We start from the raw sequence: 21,769 nt of genomic DNA, 5'->3' as shown, positions 1-21,769 counted from the left end.
TCGAAGCCGCCTTGTCCGGGATTGCCGGGAAGCGTGGATCAGCTGTCCTTGCCGAGGCAGTCGTTGAGCGAGGTGGCGATATTGCTCATCAGCTCGAAATAAAGCTCCGGGCCGGCCTTCAGCGTTGCGCCTTCGGGGTCGAGCACGCCGGACTTGGCGCTGGTGCCCTCGGTCACGACATTGATCAGCTTCGGCGTGAACTGCGGCTCGGCAAACACGCAGGTTGCGCCAAGCCCGGCGATCTTCGCCTGGATTTCCTTCAGTCGTTCCGCGCCGGGCGCGGTTTCCGGGCTGACGGTGATGGAGCCCGCCACCTTCACCCCATAATGGTGCTCGAAATACTGATAGGCATCGTGGAAGACGATGAAGGGCTTGTTCTTGACCGGTGCCACCGTTGCGGCAATCTCGGCATCCATGGCGTCGATGCGCTTCAGCAGGGCAAGGGTGTTGCGGGTGTAGACCGCCACATTGGCCGGATCGGCGGCCACCAGGCGCGTCTCGATCTCCTTCACCATGGCCTTGGCATTTTCCGGATCGAGCCACAGATGCGTGTCGAAGCCTTCATGGCTGTGTCCATGCGCTTCGTGCTCATGATCGGAGTGCCCGTGCTCGTCGTGGGCATGCTCGTCATGCGCTTCCTCGGCGGCGTGATCGTGGTCCTCATGGCCATGCGCCTCGGCATGATCATGCTCGTCGCCGTCATCATGTGCCTCGAAGGGGCCACCTTCGCGGAAGGTGAGCTTTTCGAGCCCCGGTGCATCGCCCAGCGCCACCACCATGGCCTTGCCGCCAAGCGCGTCGAGCGGCTTGTCGAGGAAGGCTTCCATGCTCGGCCCGACCCAGAACACCACGTCGGCGTCCGCCACGGCCTTCGCATTGGACGGCTTCATGGAATAGGTATGGGGGGAGGCTGCGCCATCCACGATGAGCTTGGGTTCGGCCACGCCCTGCATGACGGAAGCCACCAGCGAGTGGATGGGCTTGATCGACACGACGACGTCGGGTGCGGCATGGGCCACGGTTGCCGCGAGCAGGCTTGCCGAGGCGAGGAGGATGGCGGCGGGCGTTCTCATCCGGTCGCTCCTTGAATGTTGGTGTTATGTTATTACATCGATTGTGTTACGCTATAACGTGTGTAATAGCAGAGGGCAACACCAGAGCAGGAAATTTGATGTTGATGCTTTCGCCCGCCCGCCCGGAAACGCTGGTATCGCTTGCCAATGCGGGCATCCGCCGGCAGGGGCGCTGGCTGGTGCGTGGCGTCGATCTCACCATTGCGCGCGGCGAGATCGTCACGCTGATCGGACCGAACGGCGCGGGAAAATCCACCACCGCCAAGCTCGCGATCGGCGTGCTGCGGCCGGACGAAGGTTCGGTGCAGCGCGCGGATGCCCTTGCCGTGGGCTATGTGCCGCAAAAGCTTTCCATCGACTGGACCATGCCGCTGACCGTCGAGCGTCTGATGCATCTCACCGCCCGGCTTGCGGAGCGGGATCTGACTGCGGCTCTGGATGCCGTCGGGATCGCCCATCTGCGCAGGGCCGAGGTGCAGCATCTCTCGGGCGGCGAGTTCCAGCGGGCGCTGCTTGCCCGCGCCATGGCCCGCAAGCCGGACCTTCTGGTGCTGGATGAACCGGTGCAGGGCGTCGACTTTGCCGGCGAGACGGCGCTCTACGGGTTGATCGGCGAGATCCGCGACCGCACCGGCTGCGGCATCCTGATGATCTCGCATGATCTGCACATGGTCATGGCCGGCACCGATACGGTTGTCTGCCTGAACGGCCACGTCTGCTGCCGCGGAACGCCGGCAGCCGTCAGCCAGAGCGACGATTATCGTCGCCTGTTCGGTGCCGCGGGCGGTGGGCTTGCGCTTTACAGCCACCGGCATGATCACACGCACCTGCCCGATGGCCGCGTGCTGCACGAAGACGGCAGCATCACCGATCATTGCCACCCGGATGACGGTCATCATCATGGCGCGGGCCATGATCACGCCCATTCACATGTGCATGCTGATGGCAATAGCCATGTGCATGCCGATGGCGATTGCCATGAGCATGTGCATCACCATGATCATGCGCATCACGGTGACCGGGACGCCGGGGCCGGGGAGGCGCATCGCCATGCTTGACGATTTCTTCATCCGCGCGCTGCTGGCCGGCATCGGTCTCGCGCTCACCACGGGCCCGCTCGGCTGCCTCGTCGTCTGGCGACGCATGGCCTATTTCGGCGACACCATGGCCCATTCGGCCCTGCTCGGGGTGGCGCTCTCGCTGTTCTTCGAGATCAACCTGCTCGTCAGCGTGTTCGGCGTGGCGGTGGCGGTGTCGCTTCTGCTGCTCTTCCTGCAGCGACGGCAGGGGCTGTCGGCGGATTCGCTGCTCGGCATCCTCTCCCATTCCACGCTGGCCATCGGTCTCGTGCTGGTGGCCTTCATGTCCTGGGTCCGCATCGATCTCATCGCCTTCCTGTTCGGCGATATCCTCGCCGTCACCACGGCTGACATCCTGCTGATCTGGCTGGGCGGTGCCTTCGTCGTCGGTTGCCTCGTGTTGCTGTGGCGGCCGCTGGTTGCCTCCACCGTCAGCCAGGACCTCGCCGAGGCGGAGGGGCTGAACCCCGACCGGGCAAGGCTGTTCTTCATGCTGCTGATGGCGCTGGTGATTGCCATTGCCATGAAGATCGTCGGAATCCTGCTGATCACGGCGCTGCTGATCATTCCCGCCGCCACGGCGCGCCGTTTTTCGCCGAGCCCCGAACGCATGGCGGTGTTCGCCTCGCTGCTTGGCGCGCTTGCCGTGGTGGGCGGCCTGTTCGCCTCGCTGCAGGCCGACACGCCCTCCGGCCCGTCGATCGTGGTGGCGGCCCTTGTCCTCTTCATCGTCAGCCTGCTGCCGTCCTTCGGCAGGGGGCTTGCCCAGACCGCGAAGCTTGACGGAGAACGCCGATGAGCGCACCGCTGAACCTCACCAAGAACCAGGCGCTGGTATTTGACGCGCTGACGCGCGCCGAAGGCCCGATGAGCGCCTACACCATTCTGGACAAGCTGCGCGACCACGGTTTCCGCGCTCCGCTTCAGGTCTATCGGGCGCTGGAAAAGCTTCTCGAACTCGGGCTCGTCCACCGGCTGGAAAGCCTGAACTCCTTCGTGGCCTGCTCGCACACCGCGGAAGCCTGCTGCCGCCATCACGGCACCGTCGCCTTTGCCATCTGCGAAAGCTGCGGTCAGGTGAGCGAGTTCCATGATCATGCCATCGACGAGCGGCTGGCAAGCTTTGCCCGGCTGAAGGGGTTCAAGGCGGAAAAGACGACAATCGAACTGCGTGGCCTCTGCAGCGCCTGCGCCGGCTGATGTCGCATGTGGCGGCCGCCATCATGCGGCGGCTGCTCCCGCGCATGTCTGGTTGCGTCCTCTCTGCTTGGCGAGGTAGAGCGCGCTGTCGGCTGCGGTGATGAATTCCCCGATGGTGCCGCCGCTGAACGGATAGGCCACCGCAAGGCCGATGCTGACGGTGACGGGATCGGCGAAATGGCCGGTCGCCGCGGAGGATGTGCCGTCCTGCAGCGCCGCATGGATGCGCTCCGCCACCCGCCGCGCGGTGTCGTCGTCGCAATCTTCCAGCAGTACGGCAAATTCCTCGCCGCCCATGCGGGCCGCAAGATCGCGCCCGGACCGGATCGAACCGGACACGGCCTCCGCCACGCATTTCAGGCAGGCATCCCCTGCCGGATGGCCATAGGTATCGTTGTAGCGCTTGAAATGGTCGATATCGATGATCAGCAGCGCCAGCGGCGCTTCGGATGTCTGCGCATCCGCCCAGGCGCGCTGCATCGTCTCGTCCAGACGGCGGCGATTGGCGATGCCGGTCAGCGTGTCGGTATAGGAGATGGTGCTGAGGTCGCGGTTTTCGCGCCGTACCTCCTCGCCGCGCAGCTGTTCCCGCAGCAGCACGAGGTAAAGGCGCCTGAGGGCCTTGTCGAGCCGGGAATTGGCGACCAGCGTGATGATGCCGGTGACGGCGACGAAGATCAGCGCGAGATGAGGCGCGGCGGTGAGGGGCACCGTCGCAAAGCCGACCAGGAAGAGGCCGGTGACCGCAAGCACACCCATGCTTGTGGCAGTCGCCATCGCCAGCGGCAGTTGAAGAACGATGTTGGTGACGACCACCAGCAGCGCCAGGCTGAAGGCGACCTGCGGCGGCGGCGCGCCGCGCATCACCATTACGATGTTGAAGACGATGCCGATCAGCAGCATGGCGGCAGCCACCATGCCATCGCGGAGCCGGTGGTTGTCGATGCGGCGGGTGAACCAGAACAGCAGCGCGCAGGGAATGGTGACCACAATGACGCGCAGGACGACGAAGAGCCAGATCTTTTCCGGATTTGCCAGATAGTCGAGATAGAGGCCCGTGTTGAAGATCAACAGACAGAGCCCGCCGCCGATATTTGTCTGCAGCCATTTCTGCCGGGCGATATGGTTCTGGTAGGTGCTCTCCAGCGGTTCGCGAAAGCGAAGCCGCCACCAGGGGCCGGCAAGATGCTGTTCGACGAGCGGCGCGAGCACTGCGCCGTCCGGGCAGGCGGTATCCTCTTGCGCAGTCAGGCGAGTCAGGGCGTGTTGCGTCATAGGGGGGTCAGATCCGCCGCAAAGCGCTTCCAGTTGGCGCTGTAGTTTTCGGCCGAAAGCCGCAGGCGCTCGACCGCCTCGTCATCCAGCATCCGCACCACCTTGGCCGGCGCGCCGACGATGAGGGCGTTGTCGGGAAAGGTCTTGCCTTCCGTGATCAGGGCATTGGCCCCGACCAACGAGTTGCGGCCGATCTTCGCGCCGTTCAGCACGGTCGCCCCCATGCCGATCAGCGAGTTGTCGCCGATCGTGCAGCCATGGATGATGGCGCCGTGGCCGATGGTGCATCCGGCGCCGATCGTGGTGGGGAAACCCCAGTCGGTGTGGATCACCGTGTTTTCCTGGATATTGGTGGCGGCGCCGATGGTAATCCACTCATTATCGCCGCGGATCGTCACGCCGAACCAGATGCCGACATCCTCCCCGATCTCCACCTTGCCTACGACATGCGCGCCGGGGGCCAGCCAGAAACGGTCGGGAGCCGGCGTTTTCGGTGAAAACTCCCCCAAGGCATAAAGCGGCATGCGTCTCTCCCCCCTTGCGATCCAGCTTCGCCCCGTAGCACCGCTTGCGTCACACGACGCGCACATCAAGCGTCGCGACACCTTCCACCCCGCAGGACAGGATGTCGCCGCGCTGGATCGGCCCGACGCCGGCCGGCGTTCCGGTCATGATGATATCGCCGGGGGCGAGCGTAAAGAGCTTCGAAAGTTCTACCACGATCTCCGGCAGTTTCCAGATCATCTGCTTGAGGTCGCCCGACTGCTTGCGCGCGCCGTTGACATCAAGCCAGATCGCCCCTTGCTGCGGATGGCCGATCATGGCGGCCGGAACCAGAGCGGACACGGGGGCCGATGCTTCGAACGCCTTTGCGGCCTCCCAGGAGCGACCGGCCTTCTTCAGCCCGTCCTGCAGGTCGCGCCGGGTGAAATCGATGCCGACGCCATAGCCCCAGACGCAGTCGAGCGCCTGCTCGGCCGCAATGTCCTTGCCGCCGGCCTGCAGCGCCATCACCAGCTCCACCTCGAAATGCACGTTGCTGGACAGCGGCGGATAGGGGAAGTGCCCGTCGGTTACCAGATTGTCGGGGTTCTTCTGGAAGAAGAAGGGCGGCTCGCGCAAGGGATCATGCCCCATCTCGATTGCATGATCGGCATAGTTGCGGCCCACGCAATAGACCCGGCGCACCGGAAATGCCGCGTCGGATCCGGCCACCGGCAGTGTCACGGGCAGAGGGGCGGGAATGACGGTGACGGGCAGTGCGGCCATGGCGGCGTCCTTCATGCGCTGATGAATATTCGTCGTCTTCCCTAGAACAGTGTTCCGATTCTGTCTCGTTTTTCGTGCGGGAGCAATCCCGTGTGGGCTGGAAGGCGGACGGCAGGCAAGGCGGGATGGCGGATTCACGCAGATGTGCGGCGAAGCGCTGGCGGCAGACGGGCCGCATGGCGGCGCCTGCTCGATAGGTCCTCCATCGTCAGCCAGTCAGGCGTGCGAATGGTCTTTGCCCTTGCCTGCATCGGGAGGGGGTGTCGAGGAGCCCCACCGATCGATCTCGGCGCGGATGAGGCCAAGCGCACGCGGTCCAATACCGGCCAGCTTGAGCAATTGCGTGTCGGGCATTGCGGCCACATCGCCCAGACGCTGCAGTCCGCCGGCCTGCAGCGACCGGATGACCCAGCCCGGAAGCCGGCTTCTGCTGATCAGGTCGCTGTCTTTTGCCATCGTCGGGTTCCGCTTCTTCATGGGGGCCGGCGCCAAACCGGAAGGCGGGAGCGAAGTTCCCGCATCCTCCGAAACATTCCGGTCCGGCCGTCGCGCGCCGGCTCAGTCCGTGCGGCCGTAGATGCGGTCGAGCACCCCGGCAGCGTCGATCAGGTGCGCGCAGTCGCGGTCATAGGCCGGGCTTTGCACCAGCTGCCGGACCCAGGCTTGCGCCGCCTTGCCGCCCCAGTCGTCCTGCGGGCCGGCCAACAGCTCGCGCGTCGTGCCCTGGAAACGGTCGGCGGTCAGCGTGTAGAAGGAGCCATCGACGTTCTGCAGCGATGCACCGCCCTGCGTGCCGTAGAAGCTGGCATTGATGATGGCATCGCATCCCGCCTGCAGCCGCCAGGAACAGGCCAGGCGGATGACGGTGCCGCCGGCAAGCGTCAGCGTCGCCACCGCATAGTCCTCGACCATGGAGGAGCCGGCGTCGACCGGCTGCCCGCCTGCCAGCAGGCAGCTCGACACCTGTTCGACCTGCGGGAAATCCAGTGCCCACAGCGCAAGGTCGACAAGGTGGACGCCGAGATCCGCCACGCAGCCGCCGCCGGACAGCGTCCTGTCGTAGAACCACGGCTTGTCCGGCCCATAGGCGTTGTGGAAGGTCAGCTCGGCGGCGAACACCGTTCCCAGTTCGCCGCCGTTGAGCAGGCCCTTGATGCGCTGCATCGCCTCTGTTTCCCGGTACGAGAGGTCGACGCCGAGCAGCCGGTCGCTTGCCCGCGCCGCCTCGACGACGGTCGCCACTTCCGCGGCGCTGCGCCCCAGCGGTTTCTGGCAGAAGACCGCAACCCCGGCCTCAAGCGCACGGATCGCCTGTCCGGCATGCAGCGCGCTTGGCGTGGCGATCACCACGCCGTCCAGTCCTTCCGCCAGGAGGGCGTCGAGATCGGCCACCACCCGGGCGTCCGGGGCGAGGCTTTCGGCGGCCGCCGCCATCTCCGGTGACGGATCGGCAAGGGCGACGGCCTCGACATGGCCGGTTTCCAGCATGGCCTGCATCCGGTGTCGGCCGATCCAGCCGACACCGAGAAAGCCGAGACGCGCGGTCTTGACCGCGGTGGGATGGGCAAGAATGTTCATGGGGCGATCACCAGGGCCTTGAGGAAATTGCCGGGTCTGTCGCGGGTGTCGTCGAGGGCCCGGTCGAGCTGATCGAGCCGATAGCGATGGGTATAGAGGGAAGACGGGTCGAGGCGCCCGTCGGCCACGGCCTGCACGGCCTCGCGAATGCCCTCGATATAGACCGCAGGATCGCGCTCATGCGCATTGATCACGTCGAGCCCGCGCCAGTTCCACAGCTGCATGTTGACCTGCCTCGGTCCGTCCTGATGGTAGCCTGCCACCACCAGACGGCCGCGTTCCCGGGTCAGTTCCCCGGCCAGGTCGAGCGGCCATTGCTGGCCGACCGCCTCGATCACCCGGTCGCAGAACTGTCCGTCCGTCAGTCCCCGCACCACGTCGATGATGCGCCAGTGGTCATCCATCGCGATGGTTTCGGCCGCCCCCATCCGGGTGGCCACCTCGAGAGAGGCGGCGCGCCGGGAAATCGCGATGACCCGCGCGCCGGCCTTCGCGGCCAGCTGGGTCAGCAGCGCGCCCAGAAAGCCGATGCCGATGATCGCCACCGTCTGGCCGGCGCGGATCTCGGCCCGCCGGAAGATGTTCATCGCGCAGCCCAGCGGTTCGCCCGGAAAGGGCTCGCCGTCGAGTGCAGCCGGCAGCGGCACGACCATCTCCTGCGGTGCAAAGTCATGGCTGGCATAGGCGTGATAGCTGAGCGCCGCCACCCGCTGGCCTACCGTCACCGTGTCCACTCCGTCGCCGATGGCGTCCACCCGGCCCCAGCCTTCGTGGCCCAGCCCGCCCGGTTCGGTCGGAAAGGTCATCCAGTCCGGGCCAGCCCAGGGCGTCAGGTTGGATGCGCAGACGCCCGAGCCTTCCAGCCGGATGCGCACCTCGCCAGGCTCGGGCGTCCGCAGCGGCGTGCGGTGCATGGCAATCTGGCCGGCAGCGGGAATGATGACCGAGACGAGCTGCCTCGTGCCGGTCTGGGTGGTGAAATCCATGTCTGTCCTCCGGAACATCTGTCGGGATCAGAGGCGCGAACCGGGAAGAACAAGAAGTGTTCCATGGGATGTGAAAGAAGATGATGAAGAAGCATCGCGCCACAGGTCCGTGCCGAGGTGCGGGGGGGGCGAGGGCCGCGCAAGGCGGCCTTGCCTTCCGCCGGCGGCGCGTCGGGTCGGGAGCGCGGCGAAGGGCGCGGCTCAAGCTGCCTGCGGCCGCCGCGTGGATGTCATTGATGAAGACATGGATGAAAAAGATGCCATAGAAGAAGGAACATTTGCCGCCTGCCCCGGTTCGCCCCCCCGATACGACTGAGCATCTGCGTAAAGAGAGGGTTACCATGGCGAGGATATTAGTGACAGGTGGCTGCGGCTTTATTGGCCGCCATGTGACGGAAGAGCTTCTCGATAACGGATACGATGTGCGTGTTCTCGATGCCATGATCGATCAGGTTCATGGCGATGCGGAGGCCAGACTGCCGGAGGCGGCGGAGCTTTTGCGAGGCGATGTGCGCGACCGGCATGCAGTGGAAAAGGCGCTGGACGGGGTGGATGGCGTCATCCATCTTGCCGCCGAAGTCGGTGTCGGCCAGTCCATGTACGAGATCGCCCGCTATGTCGGCGGCAACGATCTCGGCACCGCCGTTCTTCTCGAGGCGATGATCGGGCGTCCGATCAGCCGCATCGTCGTTGCCTCGTCGATGAGCGTCTATGGTGAGGGACGCTACACGACGCCGGATGGCGAGCCGCTGGCCTTCGTCCGCCGCCGGCCGGAACAGGTGAAGCTCGGCCAGTGGGATCCACGCTCGCCGGACGGACGCGCTCTTTCCTGCGTTCCGACCGACGAGGAAAAGCCCGTCGACCTTGCCTCCATCTACGCCCTTACCAAGTATGCGCAGGAGCGGCAGGTGCTGATCTTCGCCGAAGCCTATGGCGTCGATGCCGTGGCGCTCAGGCTGTTCAACGTGTTCGGTGCCGGCCAGGCCCTCTCCAACCCCTATACCGGCGTTTTGGCCAATTTCGCGGCGCGGCTGGCCAACCATCAGCCGCCGATGATCTTCGAGGACGGCAACCAGCGGCGCGACTTCGTTCATGTGCGGGACGTGGCGCGCGCCTTCCGCCTGGCGCTGGAAAAGCCGGCAGCCTCCGGCCACGTCATCAATATCGGCAGCGGCCGCGCCTATGCGATCAAGGATGTCGCCAGCCTGCTGGCGGATGCCATGGGCCTGCCGGAGATCATGCCCGACATCATGAACAAGGCGCGCTCGGGCGATATCCGCAACTGCTTTGCCGATATCTCCAAGGCCCGCGAACTCCTGGGCTTTGAACCGGCACATCCGCTGGAAACCTCGCTCGGCCCCTTCGTCGACTGGGTCCGCACCACCGGTGCCATCGACCGGGCCGCGGAAATGAAGCGGCAGCTGGAGGAAAGGGGGCTGGTATCATGAGCAGAGGCGCAAGCCCCGAAACTTCCTCCGCACGGTCCTATGGCTTCGTCGAGTGGTTTCGTCCGGGCGAATACGAGCGGGCGGAGCGCGTCCTGCCGGAGCTTCTGGCCGGTGGCGCCAGCTATCTGCGCACCCATCTCTCCTGGGCCGAATACCTGGCGCCCGGTGGCGAGGCCTGGTTCGACTGGCTGATCCCGCGGCTCGGCAGGGAGATCGACCTCCTGCCCTGCATCCACTACACCCCGCCGTCGATGTCGCGCACGGGCCGTGCCTCGGGGCCGCCGAGGGATCTGAAATCCTACGCGGATTTCGTCGATCACGTTCTCAGCCGCTACGGCCACCATTTCCGGCACATCGAACTGTGGAACGAGCCCAACAACCTGCTCGACTGGGACTGGCGCGAGGACGGCGATTTCCAGCTGTTTTGCGAGATGGTCGGCGGCGCGGCCTACTGGGCGAAGCATCGCGGCTGGAAGCCGGTGCTCGGCGGGCCTTGCCCCTTCGATCCCTTCTGGCTGAACCTGATGGGCGAACGCGGCGTGCTCAGCGTGGTCGATGCTGTCGGTTTCCACGGCTTTCCCGGCACATGGGACAGCGAGGAGGGCACCTGGGGCGGCTGGGACATGCATCTTGGCGAGATGCGCAGGATCCTCGACCGTCACAATCCGGATGCGGAGGTGTGGATCACCGAAACCGGCTATTCGACCTGGCGCAAGGACGAGGTCGAACAGGCCCGCCGCTTCGTCAAGGCGCTCAATGTCGCCGCCGACCGCCTCTACTGGTATGCCTGGTCCGACGTGGCGCCGGACATTCCGGTGCAGGAAGGCCTGTGGTTCGATCCGCGCCATTACCATCTGGGGGCGGTCACCCATGATGGCCAGCCGAAGCTGCTTGCCCGGCTGCTGATGGAAGGTGGTGTGTCGCGGCTGGAGGAGGTGACCCGGCTGGCCGCGCCGCATCTCGCCTCGGGTGCCGTCCCGGTTGTCATCACCGGCGGCAGCGGTTTCATCGGTTCGAACCTTGCCGACAGCCTGCTGCGCGACGGGGAGGATGTGGTCATCATCGACAATCTCGGCCGTCCCGGCGTCGACCAGAACCTTGCCTGGCTGATGGAGCGGCATGGCAGCCGCGTGCATCCGGCACTCGCCGATGTGAGGGACCTGCGCGGTATCGAAGCCGCCTTTGCGGATGCCAAGGCGGTCTACCACCTCGCGGCCCAGACGGCCGTTACCACCAGCCTCGTTCATCCGCTCGACGATTTCGAGGCCAATGCCCGCGGCACCATCAATGTGCTTGAGGCGGTGCGCAAGGCGGGCCGCAATGCTCCGGTGATCTTTGCCAGCACCAACAAGGTCTATGGCGCGCTCGAGGATCTGGCGATGCTGGAGACCGAGGACCAGTACGTGCCGGCGGATGCGGCCATCCGGCTGAACGGCATCGGCGAGGGCCGTCCGCTCGACTTCTGCACGCCCTATGGCTGCTCGAAGGGCGTGGCCGACCAGTATGTGCTCGACTACGCCAAGTCCTTCGGCCTGCAGACGGCGGTTCTGCGCATGAGCTGCATCTATGGACCGCGCCAGTTCGGTACGGAGGACCAGGGATGGGTGGCGCATTTCCTGATCCGTGCCCTGTCCGGCGAGCCGATCTCCATCTATGGCGACGGAAAACAGGTGCGCGATGTCCTGCATGTCGATGATGCCGTTGCGGCCTATCGTCTCGTGCTCTCCAACATCGAGGGCGTGAGCGGCAGCGTCTTCAATCTCGGCGGCGGTCCGCAGAATGCTGTCAGCATTCGCCGGGTGCTCGCCGAAATCGCGGCTTTCACCGGGCGACCGGTGGACACACGGTTCGGCGATTGGCGGGCCGGCGATCAGTTCTATTTCGTGGCCGATACGCGCAAGCTGGAACAGGCGCTCGGCTGGCGGGCGCGGGTGCGCTGGAACAGCGGCTTGCGGCATCTGGCGCAGTGGCTGGCGGAGCATCGCTTCGGTGGCGAGGGGCTTCATCCGGAACGGCGGAGGGTGTCCGCATGAAACTGTCCCTGCAATCCGCGCCGGGCCTGCGACTGCTGATGACCGTGGATGCCGTCGGCGGCGTCTGGCGCTATGCCATGGACCTTGCCGCGGCGCTGCGACTGAGCGGCATCGAGACGGTGTTTGCCGGCTTCGGTCCCCGTCCCTCCGACAGGCAGTCGCGGGAAGCGGAGGAAATCGGCAGGCTCGTCTGGTGCGAGGCGCCGCTCGACTGGATGGTCGAGCAGGAGGAGGAACTGCAGCCGGTGCCGGCGATCCTGCGTGACCTCGTGCGGCAGGAGAGGGTGGATCTCCTCCACCTCAATCTGCCGTCCCAGGCGGTCGATCTCGACCTGCCGGTTCCGGTGGTTGTCGTGTCGCATTCCTGCGTCGGCAGCTGGTTCCGCGCGGTGCGCGGCCAGGATGTGCCTTCCGCATGGCGCTGGCAGATGGAGCGGAACGCCAGGGGATTTGCCGCGGCCGATCTCGTGCTCAGCCCGAGCCGCAGCCATGCCGAACTGCTGCGCCGGGTCTATGGCCCGATCGCCCGCCTGGAAGTCGTCTGCAATGCGAGCCCGGTGCCGCCGTCCTCCGGCGACAGGCAGGATATGGTGTTTGCTGCCGGTCGCTGGTGGGACGAGGGCAAGAACGGCGCCGTCCTCGATGCGGCGGCTGCCGAGACCGTCTGGCCCGTCGTGATGGCCGGCGCCACGCTGGGGCCGAACGGCCAGCATCTGGCGCTGCGTCATGCGCAGGGCCGCGCGGAAATGAGCCATGGCGATGTGCTGGATCACATGCGCCGCGCCGCGATCTTCGTCTCGCCATCGCTTTACGAGCCCTTCGGGCTTGCCGCGCTGGAGGCGGCGCGCTGCGGCTGCGCCCTGGTGCTGGCCGACATTGCGACCTATCGCGAACTCTGGGAGGGCGCGGCCCTGTTCGCCGATCCGCGCGAGCCTTCCGCTTTCGCCGGCGCCATCAACCGTCTGGCAGGCGATGCCGGCCTGCGTCGTCATCTGGCCGTTCGGGCGCTCGAAGCCTCGAAACGCTTCACCGTCGAGGCGCAATCCGGCGCGCTGGTCGATCTCTACCGGCGCCTCCTGTCATCAACACCCGTCCTCGGTGCTGCGGAGTAAACATGAAGTTCGTCTTCTACACCCATTCGCTGGTTTCCGACTGGAACCACGGCAACGCTCATTTCCTGCGCGGCGTGATGCGCGACCTGATGCGTCGCGGCCACGAGGCGGTGGCGCTGGAGCCTGCCGTTTCCTGGTCGCGCGACAATCTGGTCAGGGATCAGGGACCCGCCGCGCTCGACCGGTTCCGGGAGACCTTTCCCGGTTTCCGCTCCGAAATCTATGCGGACGGCTTCGACCACGAGCAGGCGGTGGCCGATGCCGATGTCGTCGTCGTTCACGAATGGACGCAGCCGGCGCTTGTCGAGCGGCTGGGCCGCGCGCGCCGCGATGGCGGGCGCTTCACGCTGCTGTTCCACGATACCCATCATCGCGCCGTCTCGGCGGAGGAGGACATCGCCGGCCTGATGCTTGCGGACTATGACGCGGTGCTGGCCTTCGGAGAAACCCTGCGGCAGCGCTACCGGAAGGCCGGCTGGGGCAGTCGCGTCTTCACCTGGCACGAGGCCGCCGACACCGCGCTGTTTCATCCCCACCCGGAGATCGAAAGGACCGGCGATCTGATCTGGATCGGCAACTGGGGCGATGACGAGCGCTCGGCCGAACTCATGGAATTTCTGGTGCGCCCGTCGCGCGCACTGGGGCTCACGACCTGCGTGCGCGGCGTGCGCTATCCCGACCATGCCCTTGAGGCGCTGAGTAAGGCCGGCATCGCTTATGGCGGCTGGATTGCCAATGCCGAGGCGCCGCTGGCCTTTGCCCGTCACCGGGTCACGGTGCATGTCCCGCGGCGTCCCTATGTCGAGAACCTGCCGGGCATACCGACCATCCGTATCTTCGAGGCGCTTGCCTGCGGCATACCGCTGGTATCCGCCCCCTGGGAGGATGCCGAGCGGCTTTTCCGGCCGGGCTGCGATTATCTCGTGGCAGGCAGCGGCGAGGAAATGACGCGACTGCTGCGCGACGTGCTGTCCGATCCTGAACTTGCCCGCTCGCTGGCCGTCTCCGGCCTTGCGACCATCGAGGCCCGGCACACCTGCCGCCACCGGGTCGATGAGCTTTTCTCGATCCTTCTGGCCTGCGGCACCGACCGGGTGACGCGCCAGATCAACACGCCGGAGGCCGCCGAATGAAGATCGCCTTTTATGGATCAAGCCTCGTTTCCGCCTACTGGAACGGTGCCGCCACCTATTACCGCGGCCTGCTGCGGTCGCTGGCGCAAAGAGGCTACGAGATCACCTTCTACGAACCGGATGTCTATGACCGTCAGAAGAACCGCGACATCGACCCGCCCGACTGGTGCCGCGTGGTTGTCTATCCCGGTACCGTCGAGGCCCTGATGCAGGTAACGGCGGAAGCGGCGAAGGCCGATATCGTGGTGAAGGCGAGCGGCGTCGGCTTCGAGGATGATCTGCTGCTGGATCAGGTGCTGGCGCATGCCCGCCCGGACGCCCTGACGATCTTCTGGGATGTCGATGCCCCCGCCACGCTTGGGGAACTGCGGGCCCATCCGCAGCACCCCTTGCGTGCGGCCCTGCCGTCCCTCGATCTCGTTCTCACCTATGGCGGCGGCGATCCGGTGGTCGGCGCCTATCGCAGCCTCGGCGCGGCCGAATGCATCCCGGTCTATAATGCGCTCGATCCCGACACGCATCACCCGGTGCCGCCGGATGCGCGCTATGCCGCCGATCTTGGCTTTCTCGGCAACCGGCTTCCCGACCGCGAGGCGCGCGTCGAGCAGTTCTTCCTCGAGCCCGCCGCCCGCCTGCCGGGGCAGAAATTCCTGCTGGGCGGTTCGGGCTGGGATGACAAGCCGAAGCCGGACAACATTGCCTATGTCGGCCACGTGTCCACCCGCGATCACAACGCCTTCAACGTCACGCCGAAGGCGGTGCTGAACATTTCCCGCGCAAGCATGGCGGAGAACGGCTTTTCGCCGGCCACGCGCGTGTTCGAGGCTGCCGGTGCCGGGGCTTGCCTGATCACGGATTTCTGGGAGGGGATCGCTCTGTTTCTCCAGCCGGGCGAAGAGATCCTCGTCGCGCGCGACGGTCAGGATGTCGCCGAGATCCTCGGCAACCTCAGCCGGGAGCGGGCCGAGGCGATCGGCAGAAAGGCCATGGCCCGCGTGCTGCGCGAACACACCTATGAGCGACGGGCCGAGGCGGTGGACGCCATCCTCCGCGCCCGCGCCGGTGCCGCCCGGGAGGCTGCCGAATGAGCCATGCACGCCCTGACATCGTCATCCTCGGGCTGAGCCTGTCTTCCTCCTGGGGCAATGGACACGCCACAACCTACCGCGCCCTGATCCGCGGCCTCCGCGCCAATGGCAAGAGGGTGCTGTTCCTGGAGCGGGATGTTCCCTGGTATGCCGCGCACCGCGATCTTGCCGATCCGGATTTCTGCGATCTTGCCTATTATTCCGAGATCGACGCGATGCTTGCGCAGCATGGCGAGGCGCTGCGGCAGGCCGATGCCGTGATCGTCGGCTCCTACGTGCCGGATGGCGTCGCGCTGATCGACAGGCTGTCGGCGCTCAGGCCACGACGGCTGTGCTTCTACGACATTGACACGCCGGTGACGCTCGCCGGCCTTGACCGGGGCGAGGAGGATTATCTGGCCCGCCGGCAGATCCCGCTGTTCGATGCCTGTTTCTCGTTTTCGGGCGGCGAGGTGCTGACCCGCCTGGAGCGGCAATACGGTGCGCGCCGGGCACTTGCGCTCTATTGTTCCGTGGATGCCGATCGCTACGGGGCTACCGGCGAAGCCTGCCGCTGGGATCTCGGCTATCTCGGCACCTACAGTCCCGACCGGCAGCCGACGCTGGAAGCGCTGCTGATCGAGCCGGCGAGGCGGCTGCCGCATCTGCGGTTCGTTGTGGCAGGGCCGCAATATCCGGCCGGGATCGACTGGCCCGACAATGTCGAGCGGATCGACCATCTGCCGCCCGAGGCGCATCCGGGCTTCTACAGCCGGCAGCGCTTCACCCTCAACGTGACCCGCGCCGACATGATCGCCGCCGGCTGGTCGCCGAGCGTGCGGCTGTTCGAGGCAGCGGCCTGCGCCACCCCGATCATCAGCGATCGCTGGCGAGGCCTTGAGGATCTGTTTCCTGCCGGCCGGGCGATCGTGATTGCGCAGGGGCCGGACGATGTGGTGCGCGCGCTTGCAAGAACCGATGAGGAGGAACGCCGCCGGCTGGGAGAGACGGCGCGGCGCATCGTTCTCGAGGGCCATACCGGCCTTGTGCGGGCGCACGAACTCGCCAGCGCGATTGCCGCCCTGCCTGACGGGGCCGCCGGTCCGCAGACCAGACTTCAGCAAGTTTCAGCCTAAGGAGAGGTGTCATGCTGCACAAGAACCGAAACGGACAGGGGAGAACCGTTCTCGTTGCCGGAGGGGCCGGGTTTGTCGGTTCGCATCTTCTGGATGCGCTGCTCGCCCGCGGCGACCGGGTCATCTGCGTCGACAGTTTCATCACAGGCTCCGAGGCGAATGTCTGGCCGCTGAAGAACCACCCGAATTTCCGGTTGATCGAGAGGGATGTCTGCGCGCTCGACCAGATCGACGAGCCGGTCGACCAGATCTACAACCTCGCCTGTGCCGCATCGCCGCCGCATTACCAGGCCGATCCCGTCCATACGATGATGACCTGCGTGCAGGGCACCGGCAATCTGCTGGCACTGGCCGAACGGCATGGCGCCACCTTCGTGCAGGCCTCCACGAGCGAGGTTTACGGCGATCCGGCCGAGCATCCGCAGCGGGAGGATTATCGCGGCAATGTCAGCTGCACCGGCCCGCGTGCCTGCTATGACGAGGGCAAGCGCGCGGCCGAGGCGCTGTGCTTCGACATGCTGCGCGCCGGCCGCGCCGATGTGCGGGTGGCCCGTATCTTCAACACCTACGGGCCGCGCATGCAGCCCGATGACGGGCGCATCATCTCGAACCTGCTGGTGCAGGCCATTGCCGGCCAGCCGCTCACCATCTACGGCACCGGCGAACAGACGCGCTCCTTCTGCTTCGTCAGCGATCTGGTGGCGGGCCTGATGGCGCTGATGGATGTGGACGTCAATCCGGATGCGCCGGTCAATCTCGGAAACCCCGGCGAATTCACCATCAACGAACTCGCCGCGATGGTCCTGGCGATGATCCCGACCGCCTCCGGCCTCGTCTATCGGCCGTTGCCGAAGGATGATCCGCATCGCCGCCGTCCCGATATTTCCCGCGCGCGGGAACTGCTTGGCTGGCAGCCGAAGATTGCCCTGGCGGAGGGGCTCCGGCTCACCTCCGACTGGTTCGTCGCCACCCTGGGCGATGCCGCCGCGCCGCTGTCGCCGCCGGCCGGTCGTCCGGTATCGCAACGGCCCCGGATCCGCCTGGGGGTGTAGGCATGGACAATGCAAGAGGTTTGCCGGCGGAAAGCCTGCGCCGGAAGATCGCCGAACTCGGGCCCTGGTTTCACAACCTGCGCATCGGCGGCATCGAGACGGCGCCCGACCATTTCCTCGGCGACTATCCGAACTTCAAGTGGCAGGGCTTTCGCCAGGTGGTGCCGGAGGACCTGACCGGCCGCAGCGTGCTGGATGTCGGCTGCAATGCCGGTTTCTACGCGCTGGAAATGAAGCGACGAAATGCCCGCCGGGTGGTGGGGATCGATTCCGATCCCCATTATCTGCGGCAGGCGCGTTTTGCCGCGGAGCAGTCCGGGCTGGACATCGAATTTCGCCAGCTGTCCGTCTATGAGGTCGGCAAACTGGGGGAGCGCTTCGATCTCGTGATCTTCATGGGGGTGCTCTATCACCTCCGTCATCCGCTTCTGGCGCTGGACCTGCTCTATGAGCATGCGGTGAAGGACCGGCTGCTGTTCCAGTGCCTGCAGCGCGGCGACGAGCGTGTGCCCCGGCTTGCGGAGGATTACGACTTCTCCGAATGGTCCGTCTTCGACCGGCCGGATTATCCGCGCCTCTTCTTCGTCGAGGAGCGCTATGCCTCGGACCCGACCAACTGGTTCATTCCCAACACGGCTGCCGTCGTGGCGATGCTGCGAAGCTCCGGCTTCCTCATCGAGGCCAATCCGGAACGGGAGGTCTACATGTGCCGCCGCGGCCAGCGCCATTATGCCGTGCCGCCGCCGCCCTGCGGCTGAAACGGAAGGCACTCGGGACGGGGATTGTGCCGCACCGACGCCTGGCACTCGCAGGCGGTCATCCTTGCCGGCCCTCCATCCGCGGCGGGCACCCCTGATGGTAAGCCTTTCCGCCGGGGCCTGCCGCATGGCGCGTCTTTCGCCCGCCCCTTGTTCTGCCGGTGGCGCGGGCTATGTCTGTCTGCACCAGGCGGGGGGACGCGGATGACATCGAAATGGGCATGGTGGCTGTCGCAGATCGGCCGGCGGATCTGGTTCCGGGCAACGCTGTTTTCGATCCTTGCCGTTGCCACGGCGCTTCTCGCCGCCTTTGTCTCTCCCTGGATCCCGGCGCATCTGCCCACCAAGATCGGCGCGGATGCCGTCGACAACATCCTCGGCATCATCGCCTCCAGCATGCTGACCGTCACCACCTTTTCGCTCAGCACCATGGTGTCCGCCTATGCAGCGGCCTCCAGCAGTGTCACGCCGCGCGCCACGCGGCTGGTGATGGAGGACACCACCACGCAGAACGTGCTGGCGACCTTCGTCGGCTCCTTCCTGTTCAGCCTCGTCGGCATCATCACGCTCAGCACCGGGGCCTATGGCGAGCGGGGACGCCTCGTGCTGTTCATCGTCACGATCGGCGTCGTCGTCCTCATCGTGCTGACGCTGTTGCGCTGGATCGACCATCTGTCGCGGCTCGGGCGCGTGACGGAAACCACCGAACGTGTCGAGCGGGTGGCGATTTCCGCTGTCGCTGCGGTCAGGAAGGCGCCCCATCTCGGCGGCAGGCCGCTGATCAGCCAGGAGCGCTGGCGCGGCTTTCCGAATGTGCCGATCTTCCGTCGGGAAATCGGCTACGTGCAGCATGTGGATGCGGCTGCCCTGTCCGCCATCGCCGAGGAGGCGGGAATCGACATCGCCGTTCTCGCCATTGCCGGCAAGCTCGTCTCGCCGGATGAGGCGATCGCGGTGGCAAGCGCTGCCATCGAGGACGATATCCGCCAGCGCATTGCCGATGCCTTCACGCTGGGCGATACGCGCTCTTTCGATCAGGATCCGCGTTTCGGGGCTGCGGTTCTGACCGAGATTGCCTCGCGCGCGCTGTCACCGGCCGTCAACGATCCGGGGACGGCGATCGATGTCATCTCGCGCGCCATGCGCATCCTGGCTGCCTGGAACGGGAAGGCGGGGGAGGCGGCGCAGGAGGAGGTGTCGCATCCGCGTCTTCATGTGCGGGGCATATTGCTGGCGGATCTCTTCGACGACCTGTTCACGCCGATTGCCCGCGACGGGGCGGGGCTTGTCGAAGTGGGACTGCGGCTGCAAAAGGCCTTTGGCGCCCTCGCGCGCCTCAACGGGGCCGGATTTCGCGAAAACGCCCTTCGCCATGCGGCGGAGGCCCTGGCGAGAGCCGAGGCCGTTCTGCATGTCGAGACCGACAAGCTACGTCTGCGCAAGGCAGCCGCGGAGATCGACGGTTTCGGCAGGAGGCCCGACGGCAAGGACGCATAGGCAGGCGCCCCTTTAAGGTCTATGATCCGGGTGAGGATCACGGGAGGCGGCCCTCGAAAGCCGGTGTCTTTATGGGTTTTTCCGATCACGTCAGGGAAATCGAACGCGTCGGACAAGGCAGCAATACGGGGCGGGATGCGGTTGTCGTCCAGTCCTGGCGGCGCTGCCTGGAGACCTATCAGCTCGATCCGGCAAAGGCACGCGAGGCGGTCATCGTCTCGGAAACACGACTGCGCGAGCATCGCCAGCAGGCGGAAGACCTGGTGCATATCGCCCGTTCCGGCCTCGAGCGGCTTTACCGGCAGGTGGCCGAGCAGAACTATGTTCTGCTGCTGTCGGACCGGGAAGGCGTCACCGTCGAATTCCTGGGCGATCCATCGTTCGACAACAACCTGCGCAAGGCCGGTCTCTATCTGGGCTCCGAATGGTCGGAGCCGCGTGCCGGCACCTGTGCGGTGGGCGCCTGCATCGCCACCGGCGAGGCTCTGACCATCCACCAGACCGATCACTTCGACATCACGCACACCCCGCTTTCCTGTACCGCGGCGCCGATCTACGACACGCATGGCGCCCTGACCGCCGTGCTGGACATTTCGCTGCTGAGTTCGCCGATCCTGAAGGCCAGCCAGAACATGGCGCGCCATCTCGTCTCCTCCACGGTCAGGCGAATCGAGCTTGCCAACCTGATGGCCAACAGCCGGCATGACCTGGTGCTGCGCTTCGCCGGCGCGCCGGAATTCCTCGACGTCGATCCGGAAGCGGCGATTGCCGTGGATGGCGCCGGCCGCATCACCGGCATGACGCATGGCGGGGCGCGGCTTCTGGCGACTTCGCGCGGCCTTGACTGGCGAAGACCGGATCTGCTGATCGGCCAGCCGGTTGCGGATTTCTTTGAGGCCGGCCTCAGCGAACTCGCATCGCTGACACGCGCCAGCCTGCCGCAGGACCGCAGGATCGCCGTGCGCGACGGCACCTTCCTCTACGCCCATGCGATCGAGCCGCAGCAGCGCGTCGCCGGCCTGCCGCCGGCGCGTTTGCGGCGTGCCGATCCGGCCATCGACCGGCTTGGCGGCAAGGATGCGGCAATCGACGGACTGAGGCGGAAGATCGCCAGGCTCGCCCCGGTCCGTTTGCCGATCCTGCTCCAGGGGCAGACGGGAACCGGCAAGGAATATCTGGCGCGCATCATTCACGAGACGAGCGGTCTGTCCGGCCGGTTCGTGGCGGTCAATTGTGCGGCGATCCCGGAACAGCTGATCGAAAGCGAACTGTTCGGCTACACGCCCGGTGCCTTTACCGGGGCGCTGGCCCGCGGGCGTAAGGGGCTGGTGGAGGAGGCGCAGGGCGGAACGCTGTTTCTCGATGAGATCGGCGACATGCCCTTTGCCGCGCAGAGCCGGCTGCTGCGGGTGCTGGCCGAGGGGGAGGTGCTGCCGGTCGGTGGCTCGGCGCCGCGCAAAGTGGATTTCCGCGTCGTTTCCGCGTCCCATCGGCCGCTGGTCGAGATGGTCGCGGCCGGCACCTTCCGCGAGGATCTCTATTATCGCCTGAATGCGGCGGTGCTGTCGCTGCCGCCGCTTTCGCAGCGTGACGACCTTCCCTGGCTTGTCGACCGGCTTCTCGAAAAGCACGCGCCGTCCGGTCGGCCGCTGAGGCTTTCCGATGCCGCGAGAAGGCTGATCCTTGCTTACCGCTGGCCGGGCAACATCCGCGAGCTGGACAATGTCATCGCCTTTGCCGCCGCCCTTTGCGAGGCGGGGCTGATCGAGGTGGCGGACCTGCCGGACCAGATGGTCGGCCCCACATCCCCCCACGGCGACGTTGGCGACGCGGCGGACCTTCGGGCCATGCTTGCCGCCTGCAAGGGCAATGTCTCGGAGGCGGCGCGCCGGCTCGGCATCGACCGCACCACCATGCATCGCCGCCTGCGACGGTTCGGCATCGACCGCCCGCATTGAGCTGATCGACTGCGGCAACTGCCACAGCTGTTGCGCCACACCTGTGGCATCCGGGCCCTGTGCCATGCGGGAAAATCCAGTCATTTCAGCGGTTCGCGGTGCCGCTCGTCGCTGG

Annotated in this window: 20 protein-coding genes; 13 read left to right on the top strand and 7 right to left on the bottom strand. The window is 66.1% G+C overall.

Going from position 1 to position 21,769, the window contains the following annotated elements; genetic code table 11:
• Positions 1 to 38 precede the first annotated feature (38 nt).
• Positions 39 to 1,073, bottom strand: coding sequence for a zinc ABC transporter substrate-binding protein ZnuA (gene znuA, locus KLP42_RS13395; protein ID WP_215567248.1), 1,035 nt, complete (start codon positions 1,071 to 1,073; stop codon positions 39 to 41).
• Between the two features lie 104 nt (positions 1,074 to 1,177).
• Between znuA and KLP42_RS13390 the strand changes: the two genes are divergently transcribed.
• The 3 genes from KLP42_RS13390 to KLP42_RS13380 are packed head-to-tail and all read left to right on the top strand — an operon-like array spanning position 1,178 to position 3,352.
• The gene (locus KLP42_RS13390; protein ID WP_502941304.1) at positions 1,178 to 2,131 is read left to right on the top strand and encodes an ATP-binding cassette domain-containing protein; all 954 of its coding nucleotides are present in this window, start codon (positions 1,178 to 1,180) and stop codon (positions 2,129 to 2,131) included.
• Positions 2,124 to 2,951 carry an iron chelate uptake ABC transporter family permease subunit gene (locus KLP42_RS13385; RefSeq protein ID WP_215567246.1) on the top strand — a complete coding sequence of 276 codons (828 nt, stop codon included), beginning with the start codon at positions 2,124 to 2,126 and terminating at the stop codon, positions 2,949 to 2,951. The genes KLP42_RS13390 and KLP42_RS13385 overlap by 8 nt, the downstream gene beginning before the upstream one ends.
• Complete coding sequence (locus KLP42_RS13380) at positions 2,948 to 3,352, top strand: Fur family transcriptional regulator (protein WP_215567245.1); 405 nt, start codon at positions 2,948 to 2,950, stop codon at positions 3,350 to 3,352. Before KLP42_RS13385 ends, KLP42_RS13380 begins: the two co-directional genes overlap by 4 nt.
• Positions 3,353 to 3,373: 21 nt before the next feature.
• On the opposite strand, the gene KLP42_RS13375 is transcribed toward KLP42_RS13380, so the two are convergent.
• The 6 genes from KLP42_RS13375 to KLP42_RS13350 form a co-directional block, all read right to left on the bottom strand.
• A complete protein-coding gene (locus KLP42_RS13375) occupies positions 3,374 to 4,627 on the bottom strand; it encodes a GGDEF domain-containing protein (RefSeq protein ID WP_215567244.1) in 1,254 nt (417 codons plus the stop codon).
• Entirely contained in the window at positions 4,624 to 5,151 is a 528-nt protein-coding gene (locus KLP42_RS13370; protein WP_215567243.1) for a gamma carbonic anhydrase family protein, read from the bottom strand. Before KLP42_RS13370 ends, KLP42_RS13375 begins: the two co-directional genes overlap by 4 nt.
• Positions 5,152 to 5,200: 49 nt before the next feature.
• The gene (locus KLP42_RS13365; protein ID WP_215567455.1) at positions 5,201 to 5,887 is read right to left on the bottom strand and encodes a fumarylacetoacetate hydrolase family protein; all 687 of its coding nucleotides are present in this window, start codon (positions 5,885 to 5,887) and stop codon (positions 5,201 to 5,203) included.
• A gap of 225 nt (positions 5,888 to 6,112) precedes the next feature.
• Positions 6,113 to 6,352, bottom strand: a complete 240-nt coding sequence (locus tag KLP42_RS13360) for a hypothetical protein (protein WP_215567242.1) — start codon at positions 6,350 to 6,352, stop codon at positions 6,113 to 6,115.
• A gap of 102 nt (positions 6,353 to 6,454) precedes the next feature.
• Positions 6,455 to 7,474, bottom strand: a complete 1,020-nt coding sequence (locus KLP42_RS13355; RefSeq protein ID WP_215567241.1) for a Gfo/Idh/MocA family protein — start codon at positions 7,472 to 7,474, stop codon at positions 6,455 to 6,457.
• Positions 7,471 to 8,388 carry an MDR/zinc-dependent alcohol dehydrogenase-like family protein gene (locus KLP42_RS13350; protein WP_252192984.1) on the bottom strand — a complete coding sequence of 306 codons (918 nt, stop codon included), beginning with the start codon at positions 8,386 to 8,388 and terminating at the stop codon, positions 7,471 to 7,473. Before KLP42_RS13350 ends, KLP42_RS13355 begins: the two co-directional genes overlap by 4 nt.
• Before the next feature lie 413 nt (positions 8,389 to 8,801).
• Between KLP42_RS13350 and KLP42_RS13345 the strand changes: the two genes are divergently transcribed.
• The 10 genes from KLP42_RS13345 (at position 8,802) to KLP42_RS13300 (ending at position 21,654) form a co-directional block, all read left to right on the top strand.
• Positions 8,802 to 9,908, top strand: coding sequence for an NAD-dependent epimerase/dehydratase family protein (locus KLP42_RS13345; RefSeq protein ID WP_215567239.1), 1,107 nt, complete (start codon positions 8,802 to 8,804; stop codon positions 9,906 to 9,908).
• The gene (locus tag KLP42_RS13340) at positions 9,905 to 11,941 is read left to right on the top strand and encodes an NAD-dependent epimerase/dehydratase family protein (protein WP_215567238.1); all 2,037 of its coding nucleotides are present in this window, start codon (positions 9,905 to 9,907) and stop codon (positions 11,939 to 11,941) included. The genes KLP42_RS13345 and KLP42_RS13340 overlap by 4 nt, the downstream gene beginning before the upstream one ends.
• Complete coding sequence (locus tag KLP42_RS13335) at positions 11,938 to 13,053, top strand: glycosyltransferase family 4 protein (protein WP_252192975.1); 1,116 nt, start codon at positions 11,938 to 11,940, stop codon at positions 13,051 to 13,053. The genes KLP42_RS13340 and KLP42_RS13335 overlap by 4 nt, the downstream gene beginning before the upstream one ends.
• A 2-nt stretch (positions 13,054 to 13,055) precedes the next feature.
• Positions 13,056 to 14,186 carry a CgeB family protein gene (locus KLP42_RS13330; RefSeq protein WP_215567237.1) on the top strand — a complete coding sequence of 377 codons (1,131 nt, stop codon included), beginning with the start codon at positions 13,056 to 13,058 and terminating at the stop codon, positions 14,184 to 14,186.
• Complete coding sequence (locus KLP42_RS13325; protein WP_215567236.1) at positions 14,183 to 15,274, top strand: CgeB family protein; 1,092 nt, start codon at positions 14,183 to 14,185, stop codon at positions 15,272 to 15,274. The genes KLP42_RS13330 and KLP42_RS13325 overlap by 4 nt, the downstream gene beginning before the upstream one ends.
• On the top strand, positions 15,271 to 16,389 hold the full coding sequence (locus KLP42_RS13320) for a CgeB family protein (RefSeq protein WP_215567235.1): 1,119 nt from the start codon (positions 15,271 to 15,273) through the stop codon (positions 16,387 to 16,389). The genes KLP42_RS13325 and KLP42_RS13320 overlap by 4 nt, the downstream gene beginning before the upstream one ends.
• 11 nt (positions 16,390 to 16,400) lie before the next feature.
• Positions 16,401 to 17,441, top strand: a complete 1,041-nt coding sequence (locus KLP42_RS13315) for a UDP-glucuronic acid decarboxylase family protein (RefSeq protein WP_215567234.1) — start codon at positions 16,401 to 16,403, stop codon at positions 17,439 to 17,441.
• Positions 17,442 to 17,443: 2 nt separating this feature from the next.
• Positions 17,444 to 18,199 (top strand): TIGR04290 family methyltransferase, encoded by a 756-nt coding sequence (locus tag KLP42_RS13310; RefSeq protein ID WP_215567233.1) that lies wholly within the window; start codon positions 17,444 to 17,446, stop codon positions 18,197 to 18,199.
• 204 nt (positions 18,200 to 18,403) lie between these two features.
• The gene (locus KLP42_RS13305) at positions 18,404 to 19,696 is read left to right on the top strand and encodes a DUF2254 domain-containing protein (RefSeq protein ID WP_215567232.1); all 1,293 of its coding nucleotides are present in this window, start codon (positions 18,404 to 18,406) and stop codon (positions 19,694 to 19,696) included.
• A gap of 71 nt (positions 19,697 to 19,767) precedes the next feature.
• A complete protein-coding gene (locus KLP42_RS13300; RefSeq protein WP_215567231.1) occupies positions 19,768 to 21,654 on the top strand; it encodes a sigma-54-dependent Fis family transcriptional regulator in 1,887 nt (628 codons plus the stop codon).
• Positions 21,655 to 21,769: the final 115 nt, after the last annotated feature.

Origin of the sequence: Rhizobium sp. CSW-27, from assembly GCF_018760785.1 — a bacterium.
GTDB lineage: Bacteria > Pseudomonadota > Alphaproteobacteria > Rhizobiales > Rhizobiaceae > Neorhizobium.
The sequence above is the reverse complement of the archived record's forward strand: the minus strand, read 5'-3'. Positions and strand labels throughout refer to the sequence as shown.

Coding starts and splice junctions, on each gene's coding strand:
- znuA (WP_215567248.1), bottom strand. CDS start 1,073: ATGAGAACGCCCGCCGCCATCCTCCTCGCCTCGGCAAGCCTGCTCGCG.
- KLP42_RS13390 (WP_502941304.1), top strand. CDS start 1,178: ATGCTTTCGCCCGCCCGCCCGGAAACGCTGGTATCGCTTGCCAATGCG.
- KLP42_RS13385 (WP_215567246.1), top strand. CDS start 2,124: ATGCTTGACGATTTCTTCATCCGCGCGCTGCTGGCCGGCATCGGTCTC.
- KLP42_RS13380 (WP_215567245.1), top strand. CDS start 2,948: ATGAGCGCACCGCTGAACCTCACCAAGAACCAGGCGCTGGTATTTGAC.
- KLP42_RS13375 (WP_215567244.1), bottom strand. CDS start 4,627: ATGACGCAACACGCCCTGACTCGCCTGACTGCGCAAGAGGATACCGCC.
- KLP42_RS13370 (WP_215567243.1), bottom strand. CDS start 5,151: ATGCCGCTTTATGCCTTGGGGGAGTTTTCACCGAAAACGCCGGCTCCC.
- KLP42_RS13360 (WP_215567242.1), bottom strand. CDS start 6,352: ATGGCAAAAGACAGCGACCTGATCAGCAGAAGCCGGCTTCCGGGCTGG.
- KLP42_RS13355 (WP_215567241.1), bottom strand. CDS start 7,474: ATGAACATTCTTGCCCATCCCACCGCGGTCAAGACCGCGCGTCTCGGC.
- KLP42_RS13350 (WP_252192984.1), bottom strand. CDS start 8,388: ATGCACCGCACGCCGCTGCGGACGCCCGAGCCTGGCGAGGTGCGCATC.
- KLP42_RS13345 (WP_215567239.1), top strand. CDS start 8,802: ATGGCGAGGATATTAGTGACAGGTGGCTGCGGCTTTATTGGCCGCCAT.
- KLP42_RS13340 (WP_215567238.1), top strand. CDS start 9,905: ATGAGCAGAGGCGCAAGCCCCGAAACTTCCTCCGCACGGTCCTATGGC.
- KLP42_RS13335 (WP_252192975.1), top strand. CDS start 11,938: ATGAAACTGTCCCTGCAATCCGCGCCGGGCCTGCGACTGCTGATGACC.
- KLP42_RS13330 (WP_215567237.1), top strand. CDS start 13,056: ATGAAGTTCGTCTTCTACACCCATTCGCTGGTTTCCGACTGGAACCAC.
- KLP42_RS13325 (WP_215567236.1), top strand. CDS start 14,183: ATGAAGATCGCCTTTTATGGATCAAGCCTCGTTTCCGCCTACTGGAAC.
- KLP42_RS13320 (WP_215567235.1), top strand. CDS start 15,271: ATGAGCCATGCACGCCCTGACATCGTCATCCTCGGGCTGAGCCTGTCT.
- KLP42_RS13315 (WP_215567234.1), top strand. CDS start 16,401: ATGCTGCACAAGAACCGAAACGGACAGGGGAGAACCGTTCTCGTTGCC.
- KLP42_RS13310 (WP_215567233.1), top strand. CDS start 17,444: ATGGACAATGCAAGAGGTTTGCCGGCGGAAAGCCTGCGCCGGAAGATC.
- KLP42_RS13305 (WP_215567232.1), top strand. CDS start 18,404: ATGACATCGAAATGGGCATGGTGGCTGTCGCAGATCGGCCGGCGGATC.
- KLP42_RS13300 (WP_215567231.1), top strand. CDS start 19,768: ATGGGTTTTTCCGATCACGTCAGGGAAATCGAACGCGTCGGACAAGGC.